Source organism: Pseudomonas sp. PvP025 (assembly GCF_017832155.1).
Lineage (GTDB): Bacteria > Pseudomonadota > Gammaproteobacteria > Pseudomonadales > Pseudomonadaceae > Aquipseudomonas.
In genome coordinates this window covers 3,187,997-3,211,168 of sequence record NZ_JAFIBJ010000001.1, presented here as the reverse complement: position 1 = coordinate 3,211,168, position 23,172 = coordinate 3,187,997, and the positions used below count along the sequence as shown (strand labels likewise).

The window sequence follows — 23,172 nt, the reverse complement described above, 5'->3', positions numbered from 1 at the left end:
ACGCCTTTGCGCTGAATTTTTCCTACGGTAAACACATGACTTTCGCCACCCTTGGCCTGATCGAACCCTTGCTGCGCGCCCTTGAGACGCTTGGCTACCAGACCCCGACGCCGGTGCAGGCGCAAGCCATTCCGGCGGTGCTGGCCGGTCGTGACCTGATGGCAGCGGCTCAGACCGGCACCGGCAAGACTGCCGGTTTCGCCTTGCCTCTGCTGCAATTGCTGACGATGGAGGGGCCGAAAGTCGCCGCCAACTCGGCGCGCGCGCTGATCCTGTGCCCGACCCGCGAGTTGGCCGAGCAGGTTCACGCCAGCGTCGCCGAGTACGCGCAGAACCTGCCGCTCACCACCTACGCGGTGTATGGCGGCGTGAGCATCAACCCGCAGATGATGAAGCTGCGCAAGGGTGTCGATATTCTGGTCGCCACGCCCGGCCGCCTGATCGATCTGTTCCGCCAGAACGCGCTGAAACTCAACCAGTTGCAAACCCTGGTGCTGGATGAAGCCGACCGCATGCTCGACCTGGGCTTCTCCGAAGAGCTGGCGAACATCTACCGCATGCTGCCTAAAAAGCGTCAGACCCTGCTGTTCTCCGCGACCTTCTCCGATGAGATTCGCACGCTGGCCGGGCAGATGCTCAACGACCCGCTGAGCATTGAAGTCAGCCCGCGCAACGTCGCCGCCAACACCGTGAAGCAGTGGGTGGTGCCGGTGGACAAGAAGCGCAAGGCCGAGCTGTTTGTGCACCTGATGCGCAAGGGCCGCTGGAAGCAGGTGCTGGTGTTCGCCAAGACCCGCAACGGCGTGGATGCGCTGGTGGACAAGCTGCAAGGGTTGGGCATCAACGCCGACGGCATTCATGGTGATAAACCCCAGGCCACGCGCCAGCGTGCGCTGGACCGTTTCAAGAGCAGCGACGTGCAGATTCTGGTGGCCACCGACGTGGCGGCCCGTGGCCTGGACATCGAAGACCTGCCGCTGGTGGTCAACTTCGATCTGCCGATCGTTGCCGAAGATTACATCCACCGCATCGGCCGTACCGGGCGCGCGGGCAATACCGGGGAAGCGATTTCCCTGGTGTGCGCCGATGAAGTGAACATGCTGTCGGCCATCGAGATGCTCACACGTCAGACCCTGACCCGCAAGATGGAGCCGGACTTCGAACCCGAGCACCGCGTGCCGGACACCGATGCCAGCGGGCAGGTGGTGAAGAAGCCGAAAAAGCCGAAGAAGCCCAAGGCGTCTGGCGGTGGTGGTGGCAAGCGCAATTTGGGCAAGTGGGTGGAGAGTGGCGACTCGGCGCCGGTTGAGCCGTCGATCAAGCCGGTGCGCAAGGTGCCGGTGTTCAATACCGGGCCGCGCAAGAAGAAGTGATTTCGCGGCGCTGCTGATGGCCCTATCGGGAGCAAGCCCCCTCCCACAGTTTTGATCTGTGAATACATTCAAAATGTGGGAGCTGGCTTGCCTGCGATGGCGGGCCCGAAGACAGCACAACGATCAGCGCTGAAGCCAGTTCAGCATCCCCCGCCCAGCCGCTCTGCCACTGGCAAAACACCCCGTGAGCAAATACCCCCCGGTTGGCGCCTCCCAATCCAGCATCTCCCCCGCACAGAAAACCCCCGGCAATTGCTTGAGCATCAAGCGCTCATCCAGCGCCTCAAACGGCACACCGCCTGCGGTGCTGATGGCCTCATCGATGGGGCGCGTCTTCACCAGGGTCAACGGCAATGCCTTGATATCCACCGCCAGCTGCGCGGGATCATTGAAGTGCTCAGCCGGCGTCAACTCGCGCAACAGCGCCGCCTTGACGCCGTCCACTCCCAGTTGACTGTGCAAATGCTTGCTCATCGAGCGCGAACCGCGCGGTTTGGCCAGTGCGGCCTGCACGGTGTGCAGCGGCTTGCTGGGCAGCAGATCAATATGCACGGTGGCCGCGCCGTCACGGTTGATGGCCTCACGTATCGGCGCCGACAGCGCATAGATCAGGCTGCCCTCGATGCCGGTGGCGGTGATCACGCATTCGCCCAGCCGGGGCTTGTCGTCGCCCAGCCCGATGGCGACATTCTTCAACGGCGCGCCAGCGAATTTGCTGACCATCAATTCGCTCCAGGCCGACACCTCAAACCCGCAGTTGCTCGGTTGCAGACGAACATAGGGCACGCCTTTGTCTTCCAGCAACTTGAGCCAGGCGCCATCGGAACCCAGTCGTGACCAACTGCCGCCGCCCAGGGCCAGCAGCACGGCATCACTGCGCACGGTCTTCTCGCCCTCCGGGCTGTGGATAAGTAAATCGCCCTCACTGTTCCAGCCCAACCAGCGATGCCGGGTGTGGATAACCACGCCCTGGTCGCGCAGGCGCTTGAGCCAGGCGCGCAGCAGCGGCGCGGCTTTCATGTCGGCAGGAAATACGCGGCCGGAGGTGCCGATAAAGGTCTGGATGCCCAGGCCGTGGATCCATTCGCACAATGCCTCGGCACCAAACTCACGCAGCAACGGCGCCAGGTGCGGCGCGCGTTCGGCATAGCGGGCCACGAACGCCGGGTAGGCTTCGGAGTGGGTGATGTTCATGCCGCCCACCCCCGCCAGCAGGAATTTGCGCCCCACCGAGGGCATGCCGTCGTACAGGTCCACGCGCACGCCGGCCCGGCTCAGGACTTCGGCGGCCATCAGCCCGGCTGGGCCGCCGCCGATGAGGGTGACGTGGTGAGGTGGGGTCTGAGGCATGGGCAGGGCTACGGTGCTGTGAATAAGCGGGGCATTCTACCGGACGCGACGCCGGCTGCCTGATCAAAAAACATACAGTTTTCTGCAGGCCTTGCGGATAAATGCCTACAGGCGCTTACGCTCAAGTTATCCACAGGCCGTTCCACAGCCATTGTGGGTAACGCCCAGCGTTCAGTGACACCCTGATGACGTCCACACCCGCTGCGCGCTGTGGTGCAGGATGCCGTGGCGGCGCGCGAGGGCCGGGCGGTCCTTGCTGTAGCCGCCGCCGATCACGCCCATCACTGGAATGTCGCGACCCAGGCAGTGGCGCATGACGGCTTCATCGCGGGCGGCGACGCCTGAGTCTGTCAGCTTGAGGTAACCGAGGGCGTCGTCCTTGTGCACATCCACGCCGGCGTCGTACAGCACCAGGTCGGGCTGGTACAGAGGCAGCAGGTAGTTGAGCGCATCGTCGACCACCTTGAGGTAATCGGCGTCGCCCATGCCCATGGGCAGCGGAATATCCCAGTCGCTTTGGGCCTTGCGCGCGGGGAAGTTCTTTTCGCAGTGCAGCGACACGGTGATGGCTTCCGGCGTGTCGTGGAGAATGCGTGCGGTGCCGTCGCCCTGGTGCACGTCGCAGTCGAAGATCAGCACGCGGTTGACCCGGGCGCTGGCCAGCAGGTAATGGCTGATTACCGCCAGGTCATTGAAGATGCAGAAGCCCGCCGGGTAATCGTAATGGGCGTGGTGGGTGCCGCCGGCCAGGTGACAGGCCAGGCCGTGTTCGAGGGCTTGTTCGGCGGCGAGCAGGGAACCGCCGACCGCACGCACGGTACGCCTGGCCAGGGCTTCGCTCCAGGGCAGGCCGAGGCGACGCTGGTCTTCGCGGGACAGTTCACCGCTCATGTAGCGTGCGATGTAGCCAGGTTCGTGGGCCAGGGCCAGAATCTGCGGCGAGCACAACTCTGGGCGCAGCAGACGGCTGTCTTCGGTCAGCCCGCTGGACACCAGGTGGTCGCGCAACAGGCGAAACTTGTCCATGGGAAACCGGTGGTCTGCCGGGAACTCAGGGCTGTAGTCATCGTGGTAGATCAATGGCAAAGGCATGGGATTTTCTGACGGGAACCTGCGAAGGATCTTACCAGCGCTGTACACTCTCGCACATGGCAAGGGAGGGGACCCATGGAGCCGATACTCGAACTGCACAGCGCACGCCTGATCATGCGCCAATGGCGCGACAGCGACCTGCCGGAATTTGCACGCATGTGCGCCGACCCGCAGGTGATGCGCTATTTCCCGGCCACCTTGAGCCACCTGGAAAGCGCCGCGTTGATCGGCCGTATTCGCGGCCATTTCGCTGAATTCGGCTTTGGCCAGTGGGCCTTGCAGCGCAAGGACAGCGGCGAATTCATCGGGCTTACCGGCTTGCAGCATGTCAGCTTTGAGGCAGGTTTTACCCCAGCGCTGGAAATCGGCTGGCGCCTGGCCCGCGAACACTGGGGGCTGGGTTATGCCAGCGAGGCGGCCTGGACCGCGCTGCGCTGTGGGTTCGACCGCTTGCAGCTGGATGAAATCGTCGCCTTCACCACCGAGGCCAATTTGCCATCGCAGAAAGTCATGCAGGCCATCGGTATGCATTACGATCCCCAGGCAGATTTTGAACACCCCAAGGTCGCAGCCGATGACCCGCTGCGCCCACATGTTTTGTATCGCATCACCCGCGCCCAATGGTTGGACACGCTGCACGGATAAGCAGCCCGGAATGCCCCGTAGATTTTAGGAGTTGCTCTATGAGCCAAGTATTGGAAGATCTGGTGGACTTGCTGACCCTGGAACCGATTGAGGAAAACCTCTTTCGCGGCCGCAGCCAGGACCTGGGGTTTCGCCAGTTGTTCGGCGGTCAGGTGCTCGGCCAGTCGTTGTCGGCCGCCAGCCAGACCGTGGAAGAAGCGCGCCATGTGCATTCCCTGCACGGTTATTTCCTGCGCCCAGGTGATGCCGCCTTGCCGGTGGTGTATTCGGTGGACCGCGTGCGTGACGGTGGCAGTTTCAGCACGCGCCGGGTGACGGCGATCCAGAAGGGCAACCCGATTTTCACCTGCAGTGCGTCATTCCAGTATGACGAGGAAGGCTTCGAGCACCAGACCACCATGCCTGTCGTGGTGGGGCCGGAAAACCTGCCGTCGGAGCTGGAGCTGACCCAGCAGCGCGCGCACTTGATCCCCGAGCACATGCGCGACAAGCTGCTGTGCCCCAAGCCCATCGAAGTACGCCCGGTCACCGAGCGCGACCCGTTTAACCCGCAGCCGTCCGACCCGGTCAAATACGTGTGGTTTCGCGCCGATGGCGCCCTGGCGGATGCGCCGGCGCTGCACAAGTACCTGCTGGCCTACGCCTCGGACTTCGGCCTGCTGACCACCTCGCTGCTGCCCCATGGCAAGACCGTGTGGCAAAAGGATATGCAGGTCGCGAGCCTCGACCACGCGCTGTGGTTCCACGCCGACCTGCGCGCCGACGACTGGCTGCTCTACGCCATGGACAGTCCGTGGGCCGGTAATTCCCGTGGGTTCTCGCGGGGCAGCGTGTACAACCGCGCCGGGCAACTGGTGGCGTCGGTGACTCAGGAAGGCCTGATTCGTCATCGCAAGGACTGGGCATGAGCCTGGCAGAGGTTAAACATTGGGTGTTCGACATGGACGGCACCCTCACCGTGGCGGTGCATGACTTTGCGGCCATTCGCGTGGCCCTGGGCATACCGCCCGAAGACGATATCCTCACCCATCTGGCCGGGTTGCCGGCCGATATCGCAGCGGCCAAACATGCCTGGCTGCTGGCGCATGAGCGCGAACTGGCGCTGGCCTCGACGGCAGCCGAGGGTGCGGTGGCGCTGGTGCGCGAACTGGCCCAACGCGGTTATCGCCTGGGCATCCTGACCCGCAACGCGCGGGAGCTGGCCCACGTCACGCTGGCGGCGATTGGCCTGGCGGACTGCTTTGCGGTGGCGGATGTGCTGGGCCGTGAAGACGCACCGCCCAAGCCGGCACCGGGTGGATTGTTGAAGCTGGCGACTGCCTGGGGCGTGGCACCGGGCGAGATGGTGATGGTGGGGGATTACCGCTTCGACCTGGATTGCGGAAGGGCGGCGGGAACGCGGACGGTGTTGGTGAACCTGCCGGAGAACCCGTGGCCGGAGCTGGCTGATTGGCATGCCGAGGATTGCACGGCGTTGCGCCGGATGATTCAGGCCAGTCAATAGAAATCAAAAGGTGGAAGGGAGCAAGCCCCCACCCACATGTTTATCCGGTTTCGTCAGTTGAACAGGGCTTTCTGGCCCTCCGGCGAGGTGAACATCCTGTCGCCGTCATGCCCCACACCCGGCACTTCCACCAGCCTGTGGCTCAACTGCGGATGACGCAGCTTGAGGTAGTCAAAATAGTTGTGCCCACGAATCAACCGATACGCGCCCTGGGTTTCAGCTTCGCAGCTTTTATCCAGCGCCGGATGGTTGGGGTCGGTGTCCTGCTGGCCCAGCAGGTAGGTGATATCCCGCGACACGTAGGCCTGTTCCAACTGCTGGGGCCCCTGGTCCTTGGCGTAGTCGGGCAGGTTTTGCATGCCGTATTTCCAGTCGTTGAAGCCCGGGCAGCGGGCGGCGTCGAACTTCACCGGGCGTTGCGGGCTGAAGTACGCATAGGATGAGGGGTTGGCCACCACGTAACGCAGGCTGATGCCTTCGATTTGCAGGGGCGGGTGAGCCTGGCCGGTGAGGGCGAAGCGCTGCACCACCTGGCCGCCGCCGGAGTGGCCGGCGACCACGATCTGTTTCAGCGCCGGGAACAGTTTACGGTCGCCCAGGTGCTTGATGATCTGGTCCAGCGCAGCAAACGAGCTGATCTGGCCCGGGCCGGTGGACGATGCGCCGCCCATCCAGTCATTGCCATGCCAGCGCAGCAACTGATCGCTCAGGTGATTGCGCTTCACGTCCGCCTGGTTGAGAAACTGCGGCGCGATCACCAGTGTTTCAGCGCCGACGCCGGCCTGGCGGGCGGCATCGACCCCGCTGTGCAGGTAGGTCTGCGCGTTGCGCAGGCGACCATGCACGATGATCAGCGCCCGCGTGACCTGGGGCATCGGCTGGCGCCAGTCCTGGCTCAAGCCCAGGCTCAGGTCGCCGGCCTGCAGGTGAAAGCGGTCAGGGCTGACCTCCTTGACGCCGTGTTCGGCCGCCAGGGTTGAACAGCACACCAGCAGACCCAGCAGCACACCCCATGGTTTGTTCATTTAGAGACTCTTGGCCGCAAAGGTGTCGCATTGAGTGATCTGGCCACCTGCGAAGCCGGTCTTGAACCAGCGAACCCGCTGTGCCGAGGTGCCGTGGGTAAACGAGTCAGGCACCACGCGGCCCTGACCCTGTTGCTGCAAGCGGTCATCGCCAATCGCGTTGGCGGCATTCAGCGCTTCTTCGATATCGCCCGGTTCCAGCCAGTTCAGGCGCTTTTGCGCACGGTTGGCCCATACCCCGGCAAAGCAGTCGGCTTGCAGCTCCTGGCGAACCAGCAGGCCACCGTCGCCTTCCATCGGACGGCCCTGCTGGCGGGCGGTCTGAATCTTGGCCGAGATGCCGAGCAGCGTCTGCACGTGATGGCCGACTTCGTGGGCGATCACGTAGGCCTGGGCGAAGTCGCCGGCGGCCTGGAAACGTTGTGACATTTCCCGGAAGAAATCCAGGTCCAGGTACACCTGCTGGTCGGCCGGGCAGTAGAACGGGCCGCTGGCCGAGGTGGCCCCACCGCAGGCGGAATTCACCCGGCCACGGAACAGAATCAGTTTCGGGTTGGTGTAGGTCAGGCCGTTTTCCTTGAACACCTGGCCCCAGGTGTCTTCGGTGTCGCCCAGCACGGCGCGCACAAAATCAGCCTGCTCGTCGTTGGCCGGTGGTGCCTGGCGCGTTTGCGGGCTCACCGAAGGCGCTTGCTCGGCCTGGCCGGTCAGCTCGCTGAGGATCTGCATCGGGTTCTGGCCGGTCAGCCAGCCAATGCCGACGATCAGCACAATCGCCGTGAGGCTCAGGCCCTTGCCGCCGCCGAAGCGCATGCCGCCACCGCCGCCGCCACTGTCATCCCGGGCATCCACCACGTTGTCGCTGCGTCGGCCTTTTTTCCATAGCATGGTGCAATCCTCTTGATGAAAGGTCCTACAAAAATATTGATGAAGTATGGCCTTATTGGCGGCAATAGCCTTCGCCGGTGGCGACGATCAGGCAGTCTTTTTTATCCGCCAGCCATTTAAGACCCGTGGCCTCACCGTCCCCGGCGCGCAGTATCTGCGGGCCGTCCGGGCGGGTGAAGGCGATACCGTCCTCGGCTTCTTCACCCTTGAAGGTGCCGGTGTCCTCGGCATCCAGGCCGTATTGCATGGTCAGGATGTAGTGCCCACGGCCAATGGCGTCGTCCTTGGCGATGGTGAGGTTCAGGCCTTCGACGCCGATCCATTTGCCCACCCATTGGTCGGTGGGCGGGGTGGGCGGCACCAGGCTCGCCTGCACCGAGGGCGGCGCAGGTTTGGCCGGTGCCTTGTCCTCATGGTTACAGGCGGCGAGCAAGGCCAGGGTGGAGAGCAGGAACAAGGTTTTTTTCATGGCAGGCAGGCCTTGGTTAAAAAATGTGCAATACGGCAGTGAACGTGCAGGGTTGGACCCAAACCCGGTGATTTAGTGCGCTGTTCGCCCGGTGTTTGGTTATGCTCTGAGGGCAGACCCACGCCCGGCTGCTAGATTATTCGGTTGAGTGCCATCGCGTTTAACTCGCCACCCAAGAGAATTCAATGACTGTCAGTACCCCGCTTTCCGGTGTCAACCATCCGTTCAAAGGCATCCTGTTGATTGTGGTGGCGACGTTCCTGTTCTCCAGCCACGACGCGCTGTCCAAATACCTCGCCGGGTTCTACCCGATCGTGATGGTGGTGTGGGCGCGCTACATGGTGCACACCTTGCTGATGGCCGGGATTTTCCTGCCGCAGTCGGGCCTGCGCGTACTGCGCAGCAAACGCCCCGGCATGCAGGTGGTGCGAGCATTGTGCCTGCTGGGCACCAGCCTGTTTTTCACCACGGCGCTGCATTACATCCCGCTGGCGGAAGCCACGGCGGTGAACTTCCTCGCGCCCATCCTGGTGACCGCGCTGTCGGTGCCGCTGCTGGGCGAGCACGTTACGCGGGGCCAGTGGCTGGCGGTGATCTGCGGGTTCATCGGCGTGGTGATCATCATCCATCCCGGCGGCGAGCTGTTTACCCCGGCGGTGCTGCTGCCGTTGTGCTCGGCGCTGTTCTTCTGCTTCTACCAGTTGCTCACGCGCATCCTCAGCCAATACGACACGCCCACCACCAGCAACTTTTTCGCCGGGCTGTGCAACACCCTGGTGATGAGTGCGATGGTGCCGTTCTTCTGGCATGTGCCGAGCCTGTGGCATGGGGTGATGATGCTGGCACTGGGCACTTGCGGCATGACTGCCCACTTGATGTTGACCCAGGCGTTCCGCTTCGCGGCGCCGGCCTTGCTGGCGCCGTTCGGCTATTGCCAGATCGTGTTTGCGGGGTTGTTGGGCTGGCTGGTGTTCAGTCATACCCCCGACATGACCACGGTGGTCGGCATCGGGGTGATCTGCATGAGCGGGCTGGCCGCTGCCTGGCAGCAGCGGCGTCGTTGAGTTACACGTCTACCGTCGGGATCTTGCGCGGGGCCATGAAGTACATCCAGGTCAGCGCAATGAAGTACATCGCCGGGATCAGGGTGAACAGCACCGTGTAGTTGTTGTTGGTCACCGTGAGGATGTGGCCGACGATCTGGGTCATGAACATGCCGCCGATGGCCGCGCACATCCCGCCGAACCCGAACACCGTGCTCATCATGTGCTTGGGCGTGTAGTCCATCACCAGGCTCCAGATGTTGGCGGTCCAGGCCTGGTGCGCGCCGATGGCCAGGGAGATGGCAAACACTGCGACCCACAGCTGGCTGGAGCCGGCCGCCATGATCACGCCGACGATGCAGCAGGCGAACAGCAGCATCGACAGCAGCCGTGCCTTGATCGAGTTCATGCCACGGCCGATCAGGAACGACGACAGGATACCGCCGCCCACGCTGCCGAAGTCGGCGGTGAGGTAGATGATGATCAGCGGGATGCCCATCTGCGTCACGTTGATGCCCAGGTTGTATTGCTGGTTCAGGAACGGCGGCAGCCAATACAGGTAGAACCAGAACACCGGGGCGGTCAGGGCGTAGGCGATGGCGAAGGCCCAGGTGCCGCGCATGCGCAGGATGCGGCTGAACGGAACGCCCGGTTGCTCCGGCTCGATTTCCCGTTGCACGTAGTCCAGTTCCGATTGTTTAACGCTCGGATGGTCTTCCGGGTTGTAGTACTTCAAACCCCAGAACACCAGCCACAGCGCGCCCAGCGACGCCATGCACAGGAACGCCGCCTGCCAGCCCCACACGTGCAGGATCAACGGCAGCAGCATCGGCGTCATCATGGCGCCGACGTTGGTGCCGGCGTTGAAGATACCGGTGGCCACTGCGCGTTCACCGGCCGGGAACCACAGGCGGGTGGTCTTGACGCAGGCCGGGTAGTTGGCGGCTTCGGTCAGGCCCAGGATAAAGCGGCACACCATAAAGCCCACTGCCGAGGTGGCCAGGCCGTGCGCGCCGGTGGCCAGGCTCCACAACAGCACGGCGCAGAAGAACACGCGCTTCACACCCACCCGGTCGATCAAGCGGCCCTGCAGCACGAAGCCGATGGCGTAGCCCACCTGAAACCAGAAGTTGATGTTGGCGTAGTCCATCGCCGTCCAGCTCATTTCCTTGGCGAGGATCGGTTGCATCACGCCCAGGGCGGCGCGGTCGATGTAGTTGAGCGTGGTGGCGAAGAACACCAGGGCCAGCATGCCCCAGCGAGTTTTACCCACGGCCAGGGCGCCGCGGATCTTGTCGCCGATGCCGGCGTGCGGGGTGCCCGGGCGCGTGGCCAGGGTAGGGTTTTGCAAAGGCATGAGGTCGTACCCGTTTTTTTGAAATTTTTATGGTGTGTTCTGGGTCTTTTCTTACGAGATCGATGGTGCGCAGCGGTTAAAAAATCGTCAATTCGCCAAATCGGCTAGTGTTCGATAATCGCACCAAAAACTAACCGGTTCGTACATTATGATTGCTGCGTGTAGGCTGGGGGCGAATAATTTGCCACAAACAACACGTGCCGGGAGAACTCCATGCAACGATCCATCGCTACCGTTTCCTTGAGCGGCACCCTGCCGGAAAAGCTCGAAGCCATTGCCGCCGCCGGTTTTGATGGGGTTGAGATCTTCGAGAACGACCTGTTGTATTACGACGGGAGTCCGCGCGAAGTTAGACAAATGTGCGCCGACCTCGGAATTGCCATCACGTTGTTCCAGCCGTTTCGCGACTTTGAAGGCTGCCGCCGCGACCGCCTGGCGCGCAACCTGGAGCGCGCCGAACGCAAGTTCGACTTGATGCAGGAACTGGGCACCGACCTGGTGCTGGTATGCAGCAACGCCTCGGCCGATTGCGTGGGCGATGAACGCATCCTGCTCGATGACCTCAGCCTTTTGGCCGAACACGCCGGTCGTCGTGGCGTGCGCATTGGCTACGAAGCGCTGGCCTGGGGCAAGCATGTGAATACTTGGCAGCAGGTGTGGAACCTGGTGCGCCAGGTCGATCATCCCGCCCTGGGCGTGCTGCTCGACAGTTTCCATACGCTGTCGCTCAAGGGCGACCCGAGTGGCATTGCCCAGATACCGGGCGACAAGATCTTCTTTGTGCAAATGGCCGACGCGCCGATCTTGGCGATGGATGTGCTGGAGTGGAGCCGGCATTTCCGCTGCTTCCCGGGTCAGGGTGAGTTCGACCTCGCGGGGTTTCTTGCGCCGATCATCCAGAGCGGCTACAGCGGGCCGCTGTCCCTGGAAATCTTCAACGATGGTTTTCGGGCCGCCCCCACGCGCGCGAATGCCGCCGACGGCCTGCGCTCGCTGCTGTACCTGGAAGAGAAAACCCGTCAGCGCCTGGCCGAGCAAGCACCTGCCGCGCCGGTCGATATCCTCTTTGAAACGCCTGCCGCCAGCGAGTACGACGGCATTGAGTTCCTCGAATTCGCCGTGGATGAAAGCCTCGGCGCCAAACTCACCCATTGGCTGGAACGCCTGGGTTTTGCCAGGGCCGGGCAGCACCGCTCGAAAAATGTGAGCCTGCTGCGTCAGGGCGATATCAACCTGATCCTCAATTGCGAACCCTACTCCTTCGCCCACAACTTCTTCGAGGCCCATGGGCCGTCGTTGTGTGCCACGGCGATTCGGGTCAAGGACAGCGCCAAGGCGCTGCAACGTGCCGTGGCCTTCAAGGGCCAGCCCTATCGCGGGCTGGTCGGGCCCAATGAACTGGAACTGGCCGCCGTGCGTGCGCCGGATGGCAGCCTGATCTACCTGGTGGACCCCAGCGAAGGCGGCCTGTACGACACCGATTTCAACCTGCAATCGGCGCCTTCCGCCAGCGGCGGGCTGCTGCGCATCGACCATATGGCCATGGCGCTGCCGGCCGACAGCCTCGACAGCTGGGTGCTGTTCTACAAGAGCCTGCTCGACTTCGAGGCCGATGACGAAGTGGTGCTGCCTGACCCTTACGGGCTGGTGAAAAGCCGCGCGCTGCGCAGCCGCTGCAGCTCGATTCGCCTGCCGCTGAATATCTCCGAGAACCGCAACACGGCCATTTCCCACGCACTGTCGAGCTATCGCGGCTCGGGTGTGCACCACATCGCCTTCGACTGCGCGGATATTTTCGCCGAGGTGCGCCGAGCCAAGGACGCCGGGGTGCCGCTGCTGGATATCCCGCTCAATTACTATGACGACCTTGCCGCCCGGTTTGATTTCGACGACGAGTTCCTCAGCGAGCTGGCGTATTACAACGTGCTGTACGACCGCGATGCCCAGGGGGGTGAGCTGTTTCACGTGTACACCGAACCGTTCGAGGGGCGGTTTTTCTTCGAGATCCTGCAGCGCAAGAATGGCTACGCCGGCTATGGCGCGGCGAACGTGGCGGTGCGTCTGGCGGCGATGGCCAAGTCGCGCAGCGGCGCGGTTCGTCAGGCGCGTTTGTGATACCGGGCCAGGTGCTTCCTTCGGCAAGCGCCGCGGCCCATAATCGCAGCCTGCATAACACACCGCCATGAGCGCACCATGACCCTGACTCCCGATCTCTCCGCCGTGTCAGACGCACCGCGCAAGAGTCGCAAGAACAATCCGGAAAAGACCCGGGAGAATATTCTCCAGGAAGCCATCGTCGAATTTGTTCAGCAGGGCCTGTCCGGCGCCCGCGTGGACGCCATCGCCGAGCGCATCCACACGTCCAAGCGCATGATCTACTACTATTTCGGCAGCAAGGAGCAGTTGTACGTCGAGGTGCTGGAAAAGCTCTACGGCGACATCCGCAACACCGAAACCCGCATGAACCTCACCGCCCTGGAGCCGCGCGAAGCGATCCGGCGGCTGGTGGAATTCACCTTCGATCACCATGATCAGAATGTGGATTTTGTGCGCATCGTCAGCATCGAAAATATCCACAATGCCGAGTATGTGAAACGCACGGACACGATCAAGGCGATGAACAGCAAGATCCTCGAGGGGCTGGGGGAAACCCTGCGCCGTGGCGCCGAGCTGGGATTGTTTCGCGAGGGGCTGGAGCCTTTGGACGTGCACTTGCTGATCAACTCGTTCAGCTTTTACCGGGTGTCCAACCGTCATACCTTCAGTGAGATCTTTCAGATTGAACTGTCGGATGAGGCGATTAAACAGCGGCACCGCGAGATGATCTGTGAGTCGGTGTTGCGTTACCTGCAGGCTTGATTACGCGTTTTGAAATGCAATCCATGTGGGAGGAGGCAAGCTCCCCGCTTATCAAACACAAAATAAATTGTTGATTTAAAAAGTGAAATTTCAGGAATCCACATTCCTGTGGCGAGCAGGCTTGCCCCGCGTTGGGCTGCGCAGCAGCCCCAAAGCCAGGCGCTGAGCCGTATCAGGTACACCGCGTTTTGCTCGATGGGGGGCGCTTCGCACCCCAACGCGGGGCAAGCCCGCTCGCCACAATAAGCCCGCTCGCGGCCTGCCACATTTTCAGGTGTTCATGGTCTGGAAGTGCGCAAGCATTCTTTGCGCATCCGCCACCTCGCCACTGAACAATTCAAACGCTTTCACTGCCTGAAATACCGCCATATTGCCACCATCCAACGTGCGGCAACCCAGGGCACGGGCATCGCGCAGCAGTTGGGTTTCCAGCGGGAAGTACACGATTTCCGCGACCCACAGTTGCGCGCGTAACAGCGCTGCGTGCACCGGCGTGCCGGGCAGTTTGGCCATGCCCATCGGCGTGGTGTTCACCAGGCCATCGGCCTCGGCCATGGCGTTGTCCAATTGGCTGCCGACCTCGGCGCGACCCGTGCCGAAGCGCAAGGTCAAGTTATCCACAAGCTCGCGCGAGCGGGCGGCGTCCACGTCGAAAATACTCAACTGCTGCACGCCCTCGGCCAGCAACGCATGGGCAACCGCCGCCCCGGCACCGCCGGCGCCCATCTGCACCACGCGCTGACGCGGCACATCATTGAAGTTGCGTCGAAAGCCTTCGGCAAAGCCCAGGCAGTCGGTGTTGTGGCCGATGCGTTTGCCGTCCTTGAACACCACGGTGTTTACCGCGCCGATGCCGCGCGCTTCGTCCGATAAGTCATCCAGCAACGGCAGGATCGCCTGTTTGCATGGGTAGGTAATGTTCAAACCGGTGAACTGCATCGACTCTGCGGCGCGCAGCAGGTCGGGCAGGGCGCTGACGGTCAGTTGCAACGGTTCCAGGTCGATCAGGCGGTACAGGTAGCGCAAGCCCTGGGCGTCACCTTCCTGCTCATGCAGGGCCGGGGTGCGGGAGGCCTGGATACCGGCGCCGATCAGGCCGGCGAGCACGCGTGGTTTCATCAGGCGCATCCTCTGAGCGTGTGACTGAAATGTTCCAGGGCCAGGTGATAGCCATGGCTGCCAAACCCCGCCAGCACCGCCTTGGCGACCGGGGACACGAACGAGTGATGACGAAAGGCTTCGCGCGCATGCACGTTGGATAGATGCACTTCGATCACCGGCACTTCACTGGCCACCAGCGCATCACGGATGGCGACCGAGGTGTGGGTCCAGGCGGCGGGGTTGATCACGATTCCGGCGCAACGGGCGCGGGCACCGTGGATCCAGTCGAGCAGTTCGCCTTCGTGGTTGGTCTGGCGAAACTCGACTTTCAGCCCGAGCTGCTGCGCACTGCGTCCGCACAGGGCGGCGACATCGGCCAGGGTTTCATGGCCATAAGTGGCGGGCTCGCGAGTGCCGAGCAGGTTGAGATTGGGGCCGTTGAGCACCAGCACGATGGGTGGCATTGAGGGATCTCCACAGTTCTTATTGGTTGTGGGGATAAAATGTACTGGTTGGTTAGTTTGGTCAATGGATGGCGCGGGGTGTGTTCGATTATCGAACGATTAATCGTGGCTTCAGACGTTGGAATGTGCGGTAACAACGCCGCATTCGACGAATGGTGCGCTGTTACTAATCTGTGAAAAAGCTTCGGAGTGGTGGAGCCGGTTGTCGGGTTGCGGACTGAGAAGCGTAACCTGGCGGAAAATAACCTAACGGATGGGTTACGATGAGAGTAGGCGCTTACAAAGGATATGTGATTTCGGTATTTATCAGGGATGAGCATTGCCCGCCGCATGTGCATGTCAGGGGCAAGGACTGGGATGCGCGCTTTCGCTTCAGCTTTCTGAACGGGGGCGTGGATCTGTGGGACGTGGATCCCGAACGCAGACGACCTTCCAAAGCGCTTTTGAATGAAATAGGCGAGGCAATAACGCAGCGGCACTATCTGGCTCGGGCGCGCAGGATTTGGTGGGAAAAACTGCAAACGGTTTGCCTGGAGAACCATTCCTGGGATTTGGACGCGAGTGAACTGGTTCCGGGGTTGGTCATTCGACGCGGTGTCCATGTCATCGCAAGCGCCTGGCACGATGTTGTAAAGCAACGAACAATTTTGAATCTGGTAAGAGCGCCCAATTGTGTGGGGATTGATTTATGAAAATCGTGAAGGCCAAAGTCACACCTTATGTACCTCTCACTGATGCAGATATCGACAAGGCAATAGCACGAGGGCGCAAGCTCAAGCGTCTGTACGCCAATGCGATCGACGTGCGCTATGAAGACGGCTGTATCTCCATCGGCTTCAGCGACGGCAGCCGTGTCGTATTGCCTGTAGCCGGTCTTGCGGAGTTCGAAGGGTTTTCCCTGGAGGATTTCCAGCAGTTGGAAGTCGGCTTTGGCGGCAAGGCACTGTGCTGCGAGCCTCAGGACCTTGATGTGTCGATCACCGGCTTGATCGCCACAAGCCAGCCTCTGATGGATCTGGCGACGAGCCTGGTGGCGTCACGCAACGGTCGCAAGAGCAGCGCGGCCAAATCCGCCGCCGCTCGCGCCAATGGCAAGAAGGGTGGCCGGCCCCCCAAAAAAGCGCCGGACACCGGTGACTCCACTGACGCATGACGCTGTAGACGTCTGGATCAACGACGACTCAGCAACACCCCGGACTCCATGTGATGCGTCCACGGAAACTGGTCAAACAGGGCGCACCGGGTAATGCGGTGCGTGTCATGCAGTTGCGCAATGTTCGCCGCCAGCGTCTCGGGGTTGCAGGAGATGTAGAGGATGTTGTCGAAGCGTCGGGTCAGTTCGCAGGTGTCCGGGTCCATGCCGGCGCGTGGCGGGTCGACGAATACGCTGCCGAATTCGTAGCTTTTCAAGTCGACGCCGTGCAGGCGACGGAACGGGCGAACTTCGTTCAGCGCCTGGGTGAGTTCCTCGGCAGAGAGACGCACCAGCGTGACGTTATTCACCGCGTTTTCATCGAGGTTGCTCAGCGCCGCATTCACCGAGGTCTTGCTGATCTCGGTCGCCAGTACCTTGCGCACGCGCGTGGCCAACGGCAGGGTGAAGTTGCCGTTGCCGCAGTACAGCTCCAGCAAGTCATCCGGGCGCTCGCCCAATGCCTCGAACGCCCAGTTGAGCATCTTCTGGTTCACCGTGCCGTTGGGCTGGGTGAAGGCGCCTTCGGGTTGGCGGTAGCTGAAGGTGCGCCCGCCGACGTCGAGTTTCTCCACCACGTAGTCGTGGCCGATCACATCGCGCTTGCCCTTGGAGCGGCCGATGATGCTCACGCCCAGATCAGCCGCAAGCGTGTTCGCTGCCGTGTGCCAGTGTTCGTCCAGCGGGCGGTGATAGCACAGGGTGATCATCGCATCGCCGGCCAGGGTGGTGAGGAACTCCACCTGGAACAGCTTGTGACTCAGGGCGGCGCTGGCTTGCCAGGCGGCCTTGAGCTGCGGCATCAACTGGTTGATGCGCTGGCTGGCAATCGGGAAGTCTTCGATCAGGATCGGCGTGCGCTTGTCGTCCTGAGAGAACATCGCGTAATGACGCTCGCCGTCTTCGCGCCACAGGCGGAACTCGGCGCGCAGGCGAAAGTGCTGTAACGGCGAGTCGAAGACCTGCGGCTCGGGCGCGTCGAACGGTGCCAACAGGTCACGCAGGCGCGTGACCTTGTCCTGCAGTTGCGCGGTGTAGCGTGCGGCGTCAAAAGTCATGCGTTGAACCAGCCCAGCTTGATCACAAACAGAATCGACAGAATCACCAGCGCCGGGTTCAGCTCACGGTAGCGGCCCGAAAGCAGCTTGATGGCGGTCCAGGCGATGAAACCGAAGGCGATGCCGTTGGCGATGGAGTAAGTGAAGGGCATCGCCAGGGCGGTGATCACCACCGGCGCTGCCACGGTAATGTCGTCCCAGTCGATTTCAGCCAGGCCCTGGGTCATCAGCACCGCCACGAACAGCAGCGCCGGCGCGGTGGCGAAGGCGGGAACGCTGGCGGCCAGCGGCGAGAAGAACAGCGCCAGCAGGAACAGAATGGCGACCACGATGGCGGTCAGGCCGGTACGGCCACCGGCGCTCACGCCCGCAGCGGATTCGATGTAGCTGGTGGTGGTCGAGGTGCCCAGCAGGGAGCCGGCCATGGCCGCGGTGCTGTCGGCGATCAGCGCACGGCCCATTTTTGGCATGTGGCCGTCCTTGCCCATCAGCCCGGCGCGCTTGGCGACGCCGATCAGGGTGCCGGAGTTGTCGAACAGGTCAACGAACAGGAAGGCGAAGATCACACTGACCAGGCCGATATCCAGCGCGCCCTTGATGTCCAGTTGCAGGAAGGTCGGGGCCAGGGACGGCGGCAGGGAGGTCACGCCGCCGAACGGGGTAATGCCGAGCAGGATCGACACGATGGTCACCGCCAGAATGCCGATCAGCACCGCGCCGCGCACGGCCAGGGCTTCCAGCGCCACGATCAGCACGAACCCCAGGGTAGCGAGGATGGGGGCGGGTTGCTTGAGGTCACCCATGCCAATCAGGGTGGCCGGGTTGGCGACTACGATCCCGGCGTTATGCAGGGCAATCAGCGCGAGGAACAGGCCGATACCGGCGGCAATCGCCGAGCGCAGCGGCAGGGGGATGCTGTTGATGATCCACTCACGGATGCGGAAGATCGACAGCAGGAAGAACAGCACCGCCGAGATGAAGACCGCGCCCAGCGCCACCTGCCAGGTGTGGCCCATGTGCAGCACCACGGTGTAGGTGAAGAAGGCGTTCAGGCCCATGCCCGGTGCGAGCGCAATCGGGTAGTTGGCGATCAGGCCCATCACGGTCGAACCGATGGCGGCGGCCAGGCAGGTCGCGACGAACACCGCGCCCTTGTCCATGCCGGTCTCGCCCAGAATGCTCGGGTTCACGAACAGGATGTAGGCCATCGCCAGGAACGTGGTGATCCCCGCAAGAATCTCGGTGCGCACGTTGGTGTTGTGGGCTTTGAGTTGAAACAGCTTTTCCAGCATGCCGGCTCCCTGTGACGCTATCTTGCGTCGTTATTTGTTGACCTCTAAGTCAAAGCACAAACTGCGCCAAGCGCCTGTGGTTTCAGAGAGGATCGGAAAAAGCGGCGCATCATACCAGCAGCCGAGGCTGTGTGGCGCGTGGCCTTGAGGCATACTGCGGCGACGTTTGATAGCGGGTAGTCGACAGCATGAAAAAAGCCAACGCGTGGAGTCTAGCGCTGTTCCCCTTTATTGGCCTGTGGCTCGGTGCAGCACCGGCGTGGGGCGCCGCTGCACCGGCTTTGAGCGAGGTGCGGGTGTTCAAGGTCGAGTCGGCGCGCTGCACCGAAAGCATCCCGGACCGCGTGACCACCACCCAGATGTGCACGCACCGTGGGCCCACCAAGGTCTCGGTGATGGAAGTGGGCCTGGGCAACAACCCGGTCGGGCGCTTCAACGGCGCGGTGCTCAATGCTCAGCGCACGGCGGTGTGCCAGGTCGGCAATATCAGCCAGGCGTGCAACGGCGCAGGCCAACTGATCGGCTACATCTATGTGTTCGACCTGAACGTCGCAGGCCCCGGCGGCTTTGAATACAGCAACTCCTCGATCAATCCGCCGCGCAACACCCTCAAGACCCAACTCAATATCCTCTGATCAATCCGCTTGAACGCTCATACCCCCGGGAAGTCGTACCCCTGAGACGGCGATTTCCCTAACGCCGCGGATGTACACCAACCCGTGAGGTGTTTATGAGCGCGACCCCCAATGGCGCGGCGGCCCAACCGTTCGTCGCCCACCCAATACGCTTGACCCTCAACGGTCAGGAACGCCAACTGAGCGTGTTGCCCTGGACCACCCTGCTGGACCTGCTGCGCGAACAACTGGACCTGGTCGGCAGCAAGAAAGGCTGTGACCACGGCCAGTGCGGCGCCTGCACCGTGTTGCGCGACGGCAAGCGCGTCAATGCCTGCCTCACCCTGGCCATCATGTGCGACGGTGCCGAGCTGACCACCATCGAAGGCCTGGCCGACGGCGACCGCTTGCACCCGATGCAGCAAGCCTTCATCAAGCACGACGCCTTCCAGTGCGGTTACTGCACTCCCGGCCAGATATGCTCCGCCGTGGGCCTGGTCAACGAAGGCCGTGCCCACGACAGCGCACAGATCCAGGAACTGATGAGCGGCAACCTCTGCCGTTGCGGCGCCTACAGCAATATCCGCGATGCCATCGAAGACGCGCTGCCCGCGTGCCGCCAGCGGGGAGGTGAGCAATGAATCCCTTCCACTACAGCAAGCCTGCCGACGTGCAGGAGGCGGTGCACCTGAGCAGCACGGCCTCGCGCTTCATCGCCGGGGGCACCAACCTGCTGGACCTGATGAAAGAGAACATCAGCCGCCCCGAGCACCTGATCGACATCACCGGCCTGCCGCTGCGCGAGGTGGAAGCAACCGCCGACGGCGGCGTGCGCATCGGCGCCCTGGTCAGTAACGCCGACCTGGCCTGGCACCCGCTGATCGAACAGCGTTACCCGCTGCTGTCCCAGGCCATTCTCGCCGGCGCCTCGCCGCAGCTGCGCAACATGGCCAGCACCGGCGGCAACCTGTTGCAGCGCACCCGTTGCTACTACTTCTACGACGCCGCCGTGCCATGCAACAAGCGCGAGCCCGGCAGTGGTTGCCCGGCGCGCACCGGTTTGAACCGCATCCATGCGATCCTCGGCGCCAGCGACCAGTGCGTTGCCACCCATCCTTCCGACATGTGCGTGGCTCTGGCGGCGCTGGAAGCGCGTGTGCATGTGCAAGGGCGCGCTGGCGCACGGGTCATCGAGTTTGCCGATTTCCATCGCTTGCCCGGTGATGCGCCGCAACGCGACAACCAGTTGGCCGACGACGAGTTGATCACCGCTGTCGAACTGCCGGCCGATCACCTCGCCCGTCACAGCCACTACCTGAAAATCCGCGACCGCGCGTCCTATGCCTTCGCCTTGGTGTCCGTCGCCGCAGCCCTTGAACTGGACGGCGACCGCATCGTTGACGCGCGTCTGGCCCTCGGCGGTGTAGCGCATAAACCCTGGCGCGACCGCGCGGTGGAAAGCGCCTTGATTGGCCAGTCGGTCAGCCGCGAAACCTTCAGCAACGCCGCCGACGCGCTGCTGCAGGATGCCGAGCCGCTTGAGCACAACGGCTTCAAGATCAAGCTGGCACGCCGCGCAATTATCCGCGCCCTGAGCGACGCCGCCGTCGCAGGAGAACAGCCATGAGTGCTATCGGCAAACCCCTGGACCGCGTCGACGGTCTGCTCAAGGTCACCGGGCAAGCGCGCTACGCCGGTGAATTTCCCGAGGACGGCCTGCTGCACGGCAGCGTGGTCTCCAGCAACATTGCCAAGGGCCGCGTGCTGCGTATCGACGCCTCCCGAGCGCTGGCGCTGCCGGGCGTGGTGGCCGTGATCGACCACCTCAACCGGCCGAAAATTGCCAGCTACGATGACGCCTTCGCCGACGATGATGCGGCGGACGGCTCACCCTTCCGCCCGTTGTACAACGACCGCGTGCTGTACAGCGGCCAGCCGCTGGCGCTGGTCATCGCCGATAACCTGGAGCTGGCGCGCCACGCCGGTTCCCTGGTACACATCGAGTACGAAACCGAAGCCTTCGACACCGATCTGGTTGCGCAGCAGGAGAGCGCTCACCCTTCGTCGCAGACCCCGCCCAAACCGCGCGGCAACTTCCAGGCCGAATGGTCCGGCGCGGCCATCAGCCTCGACCTGCATTACAGCACCCCGATCGAACATCACAACCCCATGGAACCCCACGCCAGCACCGTGCTGTATCAGCCGGACGGCACCTTGCACATCCACGACAAGACCCAGGGCCCGCAAAACTGCCAGTCCTATGTGCAGGAGGTGTTCGGCCTGGATAAAAGCCAGGTGCGCATTTTTGCCGCGTTCGTCGGCGGCGCCTTTGGCTCCGGCCTGCGTCCGCAGTACCAGTTGCCGTTGGCGGTGATGGCGTCGCTGTCGCTCAAGCGTTCGGTGCGCGTGACCCTCACCCGCCAGCAGATGTTCACCTTCGGCTACCGCCCGCGCACCCTGCAGCGCCTGCAGATGGGCGCCGCCGCCAATGGTCGCTTGCTGGCCCTGGGGCACACCGCGATTGGCCAGACCTCGCGCTTCGAGGATTTCAGCGAACACGTGGTGGAGTGGAGCGGCATGCTCTACCACTGCGACAACATTCAGCTGACCTACAAACTGGTGCCACTGGACGTCTACACCCCGCTGGACATGCGCGCACCCGGCGCTGCGCTGGGTGTGATCGGCCTGGAATGTGCGATGGATGAACTGGCTTGCGCCCTGGCCATCGACCCGGTGCAACTGCGCCTGATCAACTACGCCGAGCGCAACCAGAACGAAGACAAACCCTGGTCCAGCAAAGCCTTGCGCGAGTGCTACAGCGAAGGCGCCGAGCGTTTTGGCTGGAGCCAGCGCAACCCGGAGCCGCGCAGCATGCGTGACGGTCGTCAGTTGATCGGCTGGGGCATGGCCGGCGGCGTGTGGGAAGCCATGCAGATGAAGGCCAGCGCCAAGGCGCGTCTGGACGCGAACGGCAAACTGACCGTGAGCAGCGCCACCACCGACATCGGTACCGGCACCTACACCGTGATGACGCAGATCGCGGCCCAGGCCAGCGGCGTGGCAATGGCCGATATCAGCTTTCTGCTGGGGGACTCATCCCTGCCCACCGCGCCGTTGCAAGGCGGCTCGTTTACCGTGTCGTCGGTCGGTACGGCGGTGCAGCAGGCGTGCGAAGCGCTTAATGCCAAGTTGCTGAAAATCGCCCAACAGACCTATCCGGCTTTCAAGGACGTGGACACCGCGCGCTTTGAAGACGGTCAACTGCACGCCGGCGAACAGCGCGTGTCCCTGGCGCAGTTGGTCAAGGACAGCGGCGAACAGGCGCTGGAAGTACAGGTCGACAGCGAGCCCGACAAACAGCGCGAAGGCTACGCCACGGCCACTCACTCGGCGGTGTTCGTCGAAGTGCGCGTGGACGAGGACCTGGGCACCATCAAGGTCAGCCGCGTGGTCAGTGCGATTGCTGCCGGGCGCGTGGTCAACCCGAAAATGGCACGCAGCCAGATCCTCGGCGGTGTGGTGTGGGGCATCGGCATGGCGCTGCATGAAGAGACCCAGGTCGACCATCAACTGGGGCGGTACATGAACCACAGCCTGGCCGAGTATCACATTCCGGTTAACGCCGATATCGGCGAGATCGATGTGGTGTTTGTCGAGGAACATGACGAGATCGTCAACGCGCTGGGCTCCAAGGGCGTGGGCGAGATCGGCATTGTCGGCGTGGCGGCGGCGGTGGCGAACGCGGTGTACCACGCCACCGGCAAGCGGGTGCGGGAATTTCCGATTACCCTGGACAAGGTGCTTTAACCATCAACACATGACCCCTGTGGGAGGGGGCTTGCTCCC

Annotated in this window: 23 protein-coding genes; 13 read left to right on the top strand and 10 right to left on the bottom strand. The window is 62.8% G+C overall.

The annotated features are described in order from the left end of the window. Positions 1–35 precede the first annotated feature (35 nt). On the top strand, positions 36–1,373 hold the full coding sequence (locus tag JOE32_RS13665) for a DEAD/DEAH box helicase (RefSeq protein ID WP_209985088.1): 1,338 nt from the start codon (positions 36–38) through the stop codon (positions 1,371–1,373). A 123-nt stretch (positions 1,374–1,496) separates the two neighbouring features. On the opposite strand, the gene JOE32_RS13660 is transcribed toward JOE32_RS13665, so the two are convergent. Both JOE32_RS13660 and JOE32_RS13655 read right to left on the bottom strand, forming a co-directional pair. Beyond that, entirely contained in the window at positions 1,497–2,723 is a 1,227-nt protein-coding gene (locus JOE32_RS13660) for a TIGR03862 family flavoprotein (RefSeq protein WP_209985085.1), read from the bottom strand. Positions 2,724–2,894: 171 nt separating this feature from the next. Beyond that, positions 2,895–3,815 carry a histone deacetylase gene (locus JOE32_RS13655; RefSeq protein ID WP_209985080.1) on the bottom strand — a complete coding sequence of 307 codons (921 nt, stop codon included), beginning with the start codon at positions 3,813–3,815 and terminating at the stop codon, positions 2,895–2,897. 75 nt (positions 3,816–3,890) lie between these two features. Here JOE32_RS13655 and JOE32_RS13650 point away from each other — a divergent pair, with 75 nt between their 5' ends. From JOE32_RS13650 to JOE32_RS13640, 3 genes are read left to right on the top strand one after another with little or no spacing between them, the layout of a single operon-like run. After that, entirely contained in the window at positions 3,891–4,460 is a 570-nt protein-coding gene (locus tag JOE32_RS13650) for a GNAT family N-acetyltransferase (RefSeq protein WP_209985077.1), read from the top strand. A gap of 38 nt (positions 4,461–4,498) precedes the next feature. Further along, a complete protein-coding gene (tesB, locus tag JOE32_RS13645) occupies positions 4,499–5,368 on the top strand; it encodes an acyl-CoA thioesterase II (RefSeq protein ID WP_209985074.1) in 870 nt (289 codons plus the stop codon). Then, positions 5,365–5,964, top strand: a complete 600-nt coding sequence (locus tag JOE32_RS13640; RefSeq protein WP_209985071.1) for an HAD family hydrolase — start codon at positions 5,365–5,367, stop codon at positions 5,962–5,964. Before tesB ends, JOE32_RS13640 begins: the two co-directional genes overlap by 4 nt. A gap of 53 nt (positions 5,965–6,017) precedes the next feature. On the opposite strand, the gene JOE32_RS13635 is transcribed toward JOE32_RS13640, so the two are convergent. The 3 genes from JOE32_RS13635 to JOE32_RS13625 are packed head-to-tail and all read right to left on the bottom strand — an operon-like array spanning position 6,018 to position 8,346. Then, a complete protein-coding gene (locus JOE32_RS13635; protein WP_209985068.1) occupies positions 6,018–6,989 on the bottom strand; it encodes an alpha/beta hydrolase in 972 nt (323 codons plus the stop codon). Beyond that, positions 6,990–7,877, bottom strand: a complete 888-nt coding sequence (locus JOE32_RS13630; RefSeq protein ID WP_057008662.1) for a neutral zinc metallopeptidase — start codon at positions 7,875–7,877, stop codon at positions 6,990–6,992. 52 nt (positions 7,878–7,929) lie between these two features. Then, positions 7,930–8,346 carry a lipoprotein gene (locus tag JOE32_RS13625; protein ID WP_209985065.1) on the bottom strand — a complete coding sequence of 139 codons (417 nt, stop codon included), beginning with the start codon at positions 8,344–8,346 and terminating at the stop codon, positions 7,930–7,932. Positions 8,347–8,531: 185 nt separating this feature from the next. Between JOE32_RS13625 and JOE32_RS13620 the strand changes: the two genes are divergently transcribed. Then, positions 8,532–9,410, top strand: coding sequence for a DMT family transporter (locus tag JOE32_RS13620; RefSeq protein WP_209985063.1), 879 nt, complete (start codon positions 8,532–8,534; stop codon positions 9,408–9,410). A gap of 1 nt (position 9,411) precedes the next feature. Here JOE32_RS13620 and JOE32_RS13615 read toward each other — a convergent pair whose 3' ends face one another. Beyond that, entirely contained in the window at positions 9,412–10,746 is a 1,335-nt protein-coding gene (locus tag JOE32_RS13615; RefSeq protein WP_057008664.1) for an MFS transporter, read from the bottom strand. Between the two features lie 213 nt (positions 10,747–10,959). Here JOE32_RS13615 and quiC point away from each other — a divergent pair, with 213 nt between their 5' ends. Then, entirely contained in the window at positions 10,960–12,861 is a 1,902-nt protein-coding gene (gene quiC, locus JOE32_RS13610; RefSeq protein WP_209985059.1) for a 3-dehydroshikimate dehydratase QuiC, read from the top strand. Between the two features lie 78 nt (positions 12,862–12,939). Next, a complete protein-coding gene (locus tag JOE32_RS13605) occupies positions 12,940–13,605 on the top strand; it encodes a TetR/AcrR family transcriptional regulator (protein WP_209985056.1) in 666 nt (221 codons plus the stop codon). Positions 13,606–13,875: 270 nt separating this feature from the next. On the opposite strand, the gene JOE32_RS13600 is transcribed toward JOE32_RS13605, so the two are convergent. Both JOE32_RS13600 and aroQ read right to left on the bottom strand, forming a co-directional pair. Beyond that, positions 13,876–14,727 carry a shikimate dehydrogenase gene (locus JOE32_RS13600; protein WP_209990511.1) on the bottom strand — a complete coding sequence of 284 codons (852 nt, stop codon included), beginning with the start codon at positions 14,725–14,727 and terminating at the stop codon, positions 13,876–13,878. Next, positions 14,724–15,170, bottom strand: coding sequence for a type II 3-dehydroquinate dehydratase (gene aroQ, locus JOE32_RS13595; RefSeq protein ID WP_209985053.1), 447 nt, complete (start codon positions 15,168–15,170; stop codon positions 14,724–14,726). The genes JOE32_RS13600 and aroQ overlap by 4 nt, the downstream gene beginning before the upstream one ends. 263 nt (positions 15,171–15,433) lie before the next feature. Here aroQ and JOE32_RS13590 point away from each other — a divergent pair, with 263 nt between their 5' ends. Further along, the gene (locus JOE32_RS13590; RefSeq protein WP_209985050.1) at positions 15,434–15,862 is read left to right on the top strand and encodes a DUF4160 domain-containing protein; all 429 of its coding nucleotides are present in this window, start codon (positions 15,434–15,436) and stop codon (positions 15,860–15,862) included. Then, a complete protein-coding gene (locus JOE32_RS13585) occupies positions 15,859–16,323 on the top strand; it encodes a DUF2442 domain-containing protein (RefSeq protein WP_209985047.1) in 465 nt (154 codons plus the stop codon). The genes JOE32_RS13590 and JOE32_RS13585 overlap by 4 nt, the downstream gene beginning before the upstream one ends. A 17-nt stretch (positions 16,324–16,340) precedes the next feature. Here the strand turns inward: JOE32_RS13585 and trmA are convergent, their stop codons facing one another. Together trmA and JOE32_RS13575 are read right to left on the bottom strand one after the other, a co-directional pair. Next, the gene (trmA, locus tag JOE32_RS13580) at positions 16,341–17,420 is read right to left on the bottom strand and encodes a tRNA (uridine(54)-C5)-methyltransferase TrmA (protein ID WP_209985044.1); all 1,080 of its coding nucleotides are present in this window, start codon (positions 17,418–17,420) and stop codon (positions 16,341–16,343) included. Next, positions 17,417–18,712, bottom strand: coding sequence for an NCS2 family permease (locus JOE32_RS13575; RefSeq protein ID WP_209985040.1), 1,296 nt, complete (start codon positions 18,710–18,712; stop codon positions 17,417–17,419). The genes trmA and JOE32_RS13575 overlap by 4 nt, the downstream gene beginning before the upstream one ends. A 188-nt stretch (positions 18,713–18,900) precedes the next feature. Here JOE32_RS13575 and JOE32_RS13570 point away from each other — a divergent pair, with 188 nt between their 5' ends. The 4 genes from JOE32_RS13570 (at position 18,901) to JOE32_RS13555 (ending at position 23,133) form a co-directional block, all read left to right on the top strand. Further along, positions 18,901–19,347 carry a DUF4879 domain-containing protein gene (locus JOE32_RS13570; RefSeq protein WP_209985037.1) on the top strand — a complete coding sequence of 149 codons (447 nt, stop codon included), beginning with the start codon at positions 18,901–18,903 and terminating at the stop codon, positions 19,345–19,347. 95 nt (positions 19,348–19,442) lie between these two features. Next, complete coding sequence (locus JOE32_RS13565; RefSeq protein WP_209985034.1) at positions 19,443–19,967, top strand: (2Fe-2S)-binding protein; 525 nt, start codon at positions 19,443–19,445, stop codon at positions 19,965–19,967. Then, the gene (locus JOE32_RS13560) at positions 19,964–20,953 is read left to right on the top strand and encodes a xanthine dehydrogenase family protein subunit M (protein WP_209985031.1); all 990 of its coding nucleotides are present in this window, start codon (positions 19,964–19,966) and stop codon (positions 20,951–20,953) included. Before JOE32_RS13565 ends, JOE32_RS13560 begins: the two co-directional genes overlap by 4 nt. Beyond that, complete coding sequence (locus JOE32_RS13555) at positions 20,950–23,133, top strand: xanthine dehydrogenase family protein molybdopterin-binding subunit (protein WP_209985027.1); 2,184 nt, start codon at positions 20,950–20,952, stop codon at positions 23,131–23,133. Before JOE32_RS13560 ends, JOE32_RS13555 begins: the two co-directional genes overlap by 4 nt. Positions 23,134–23,172 lie beyond the last annotated feature (39 nt).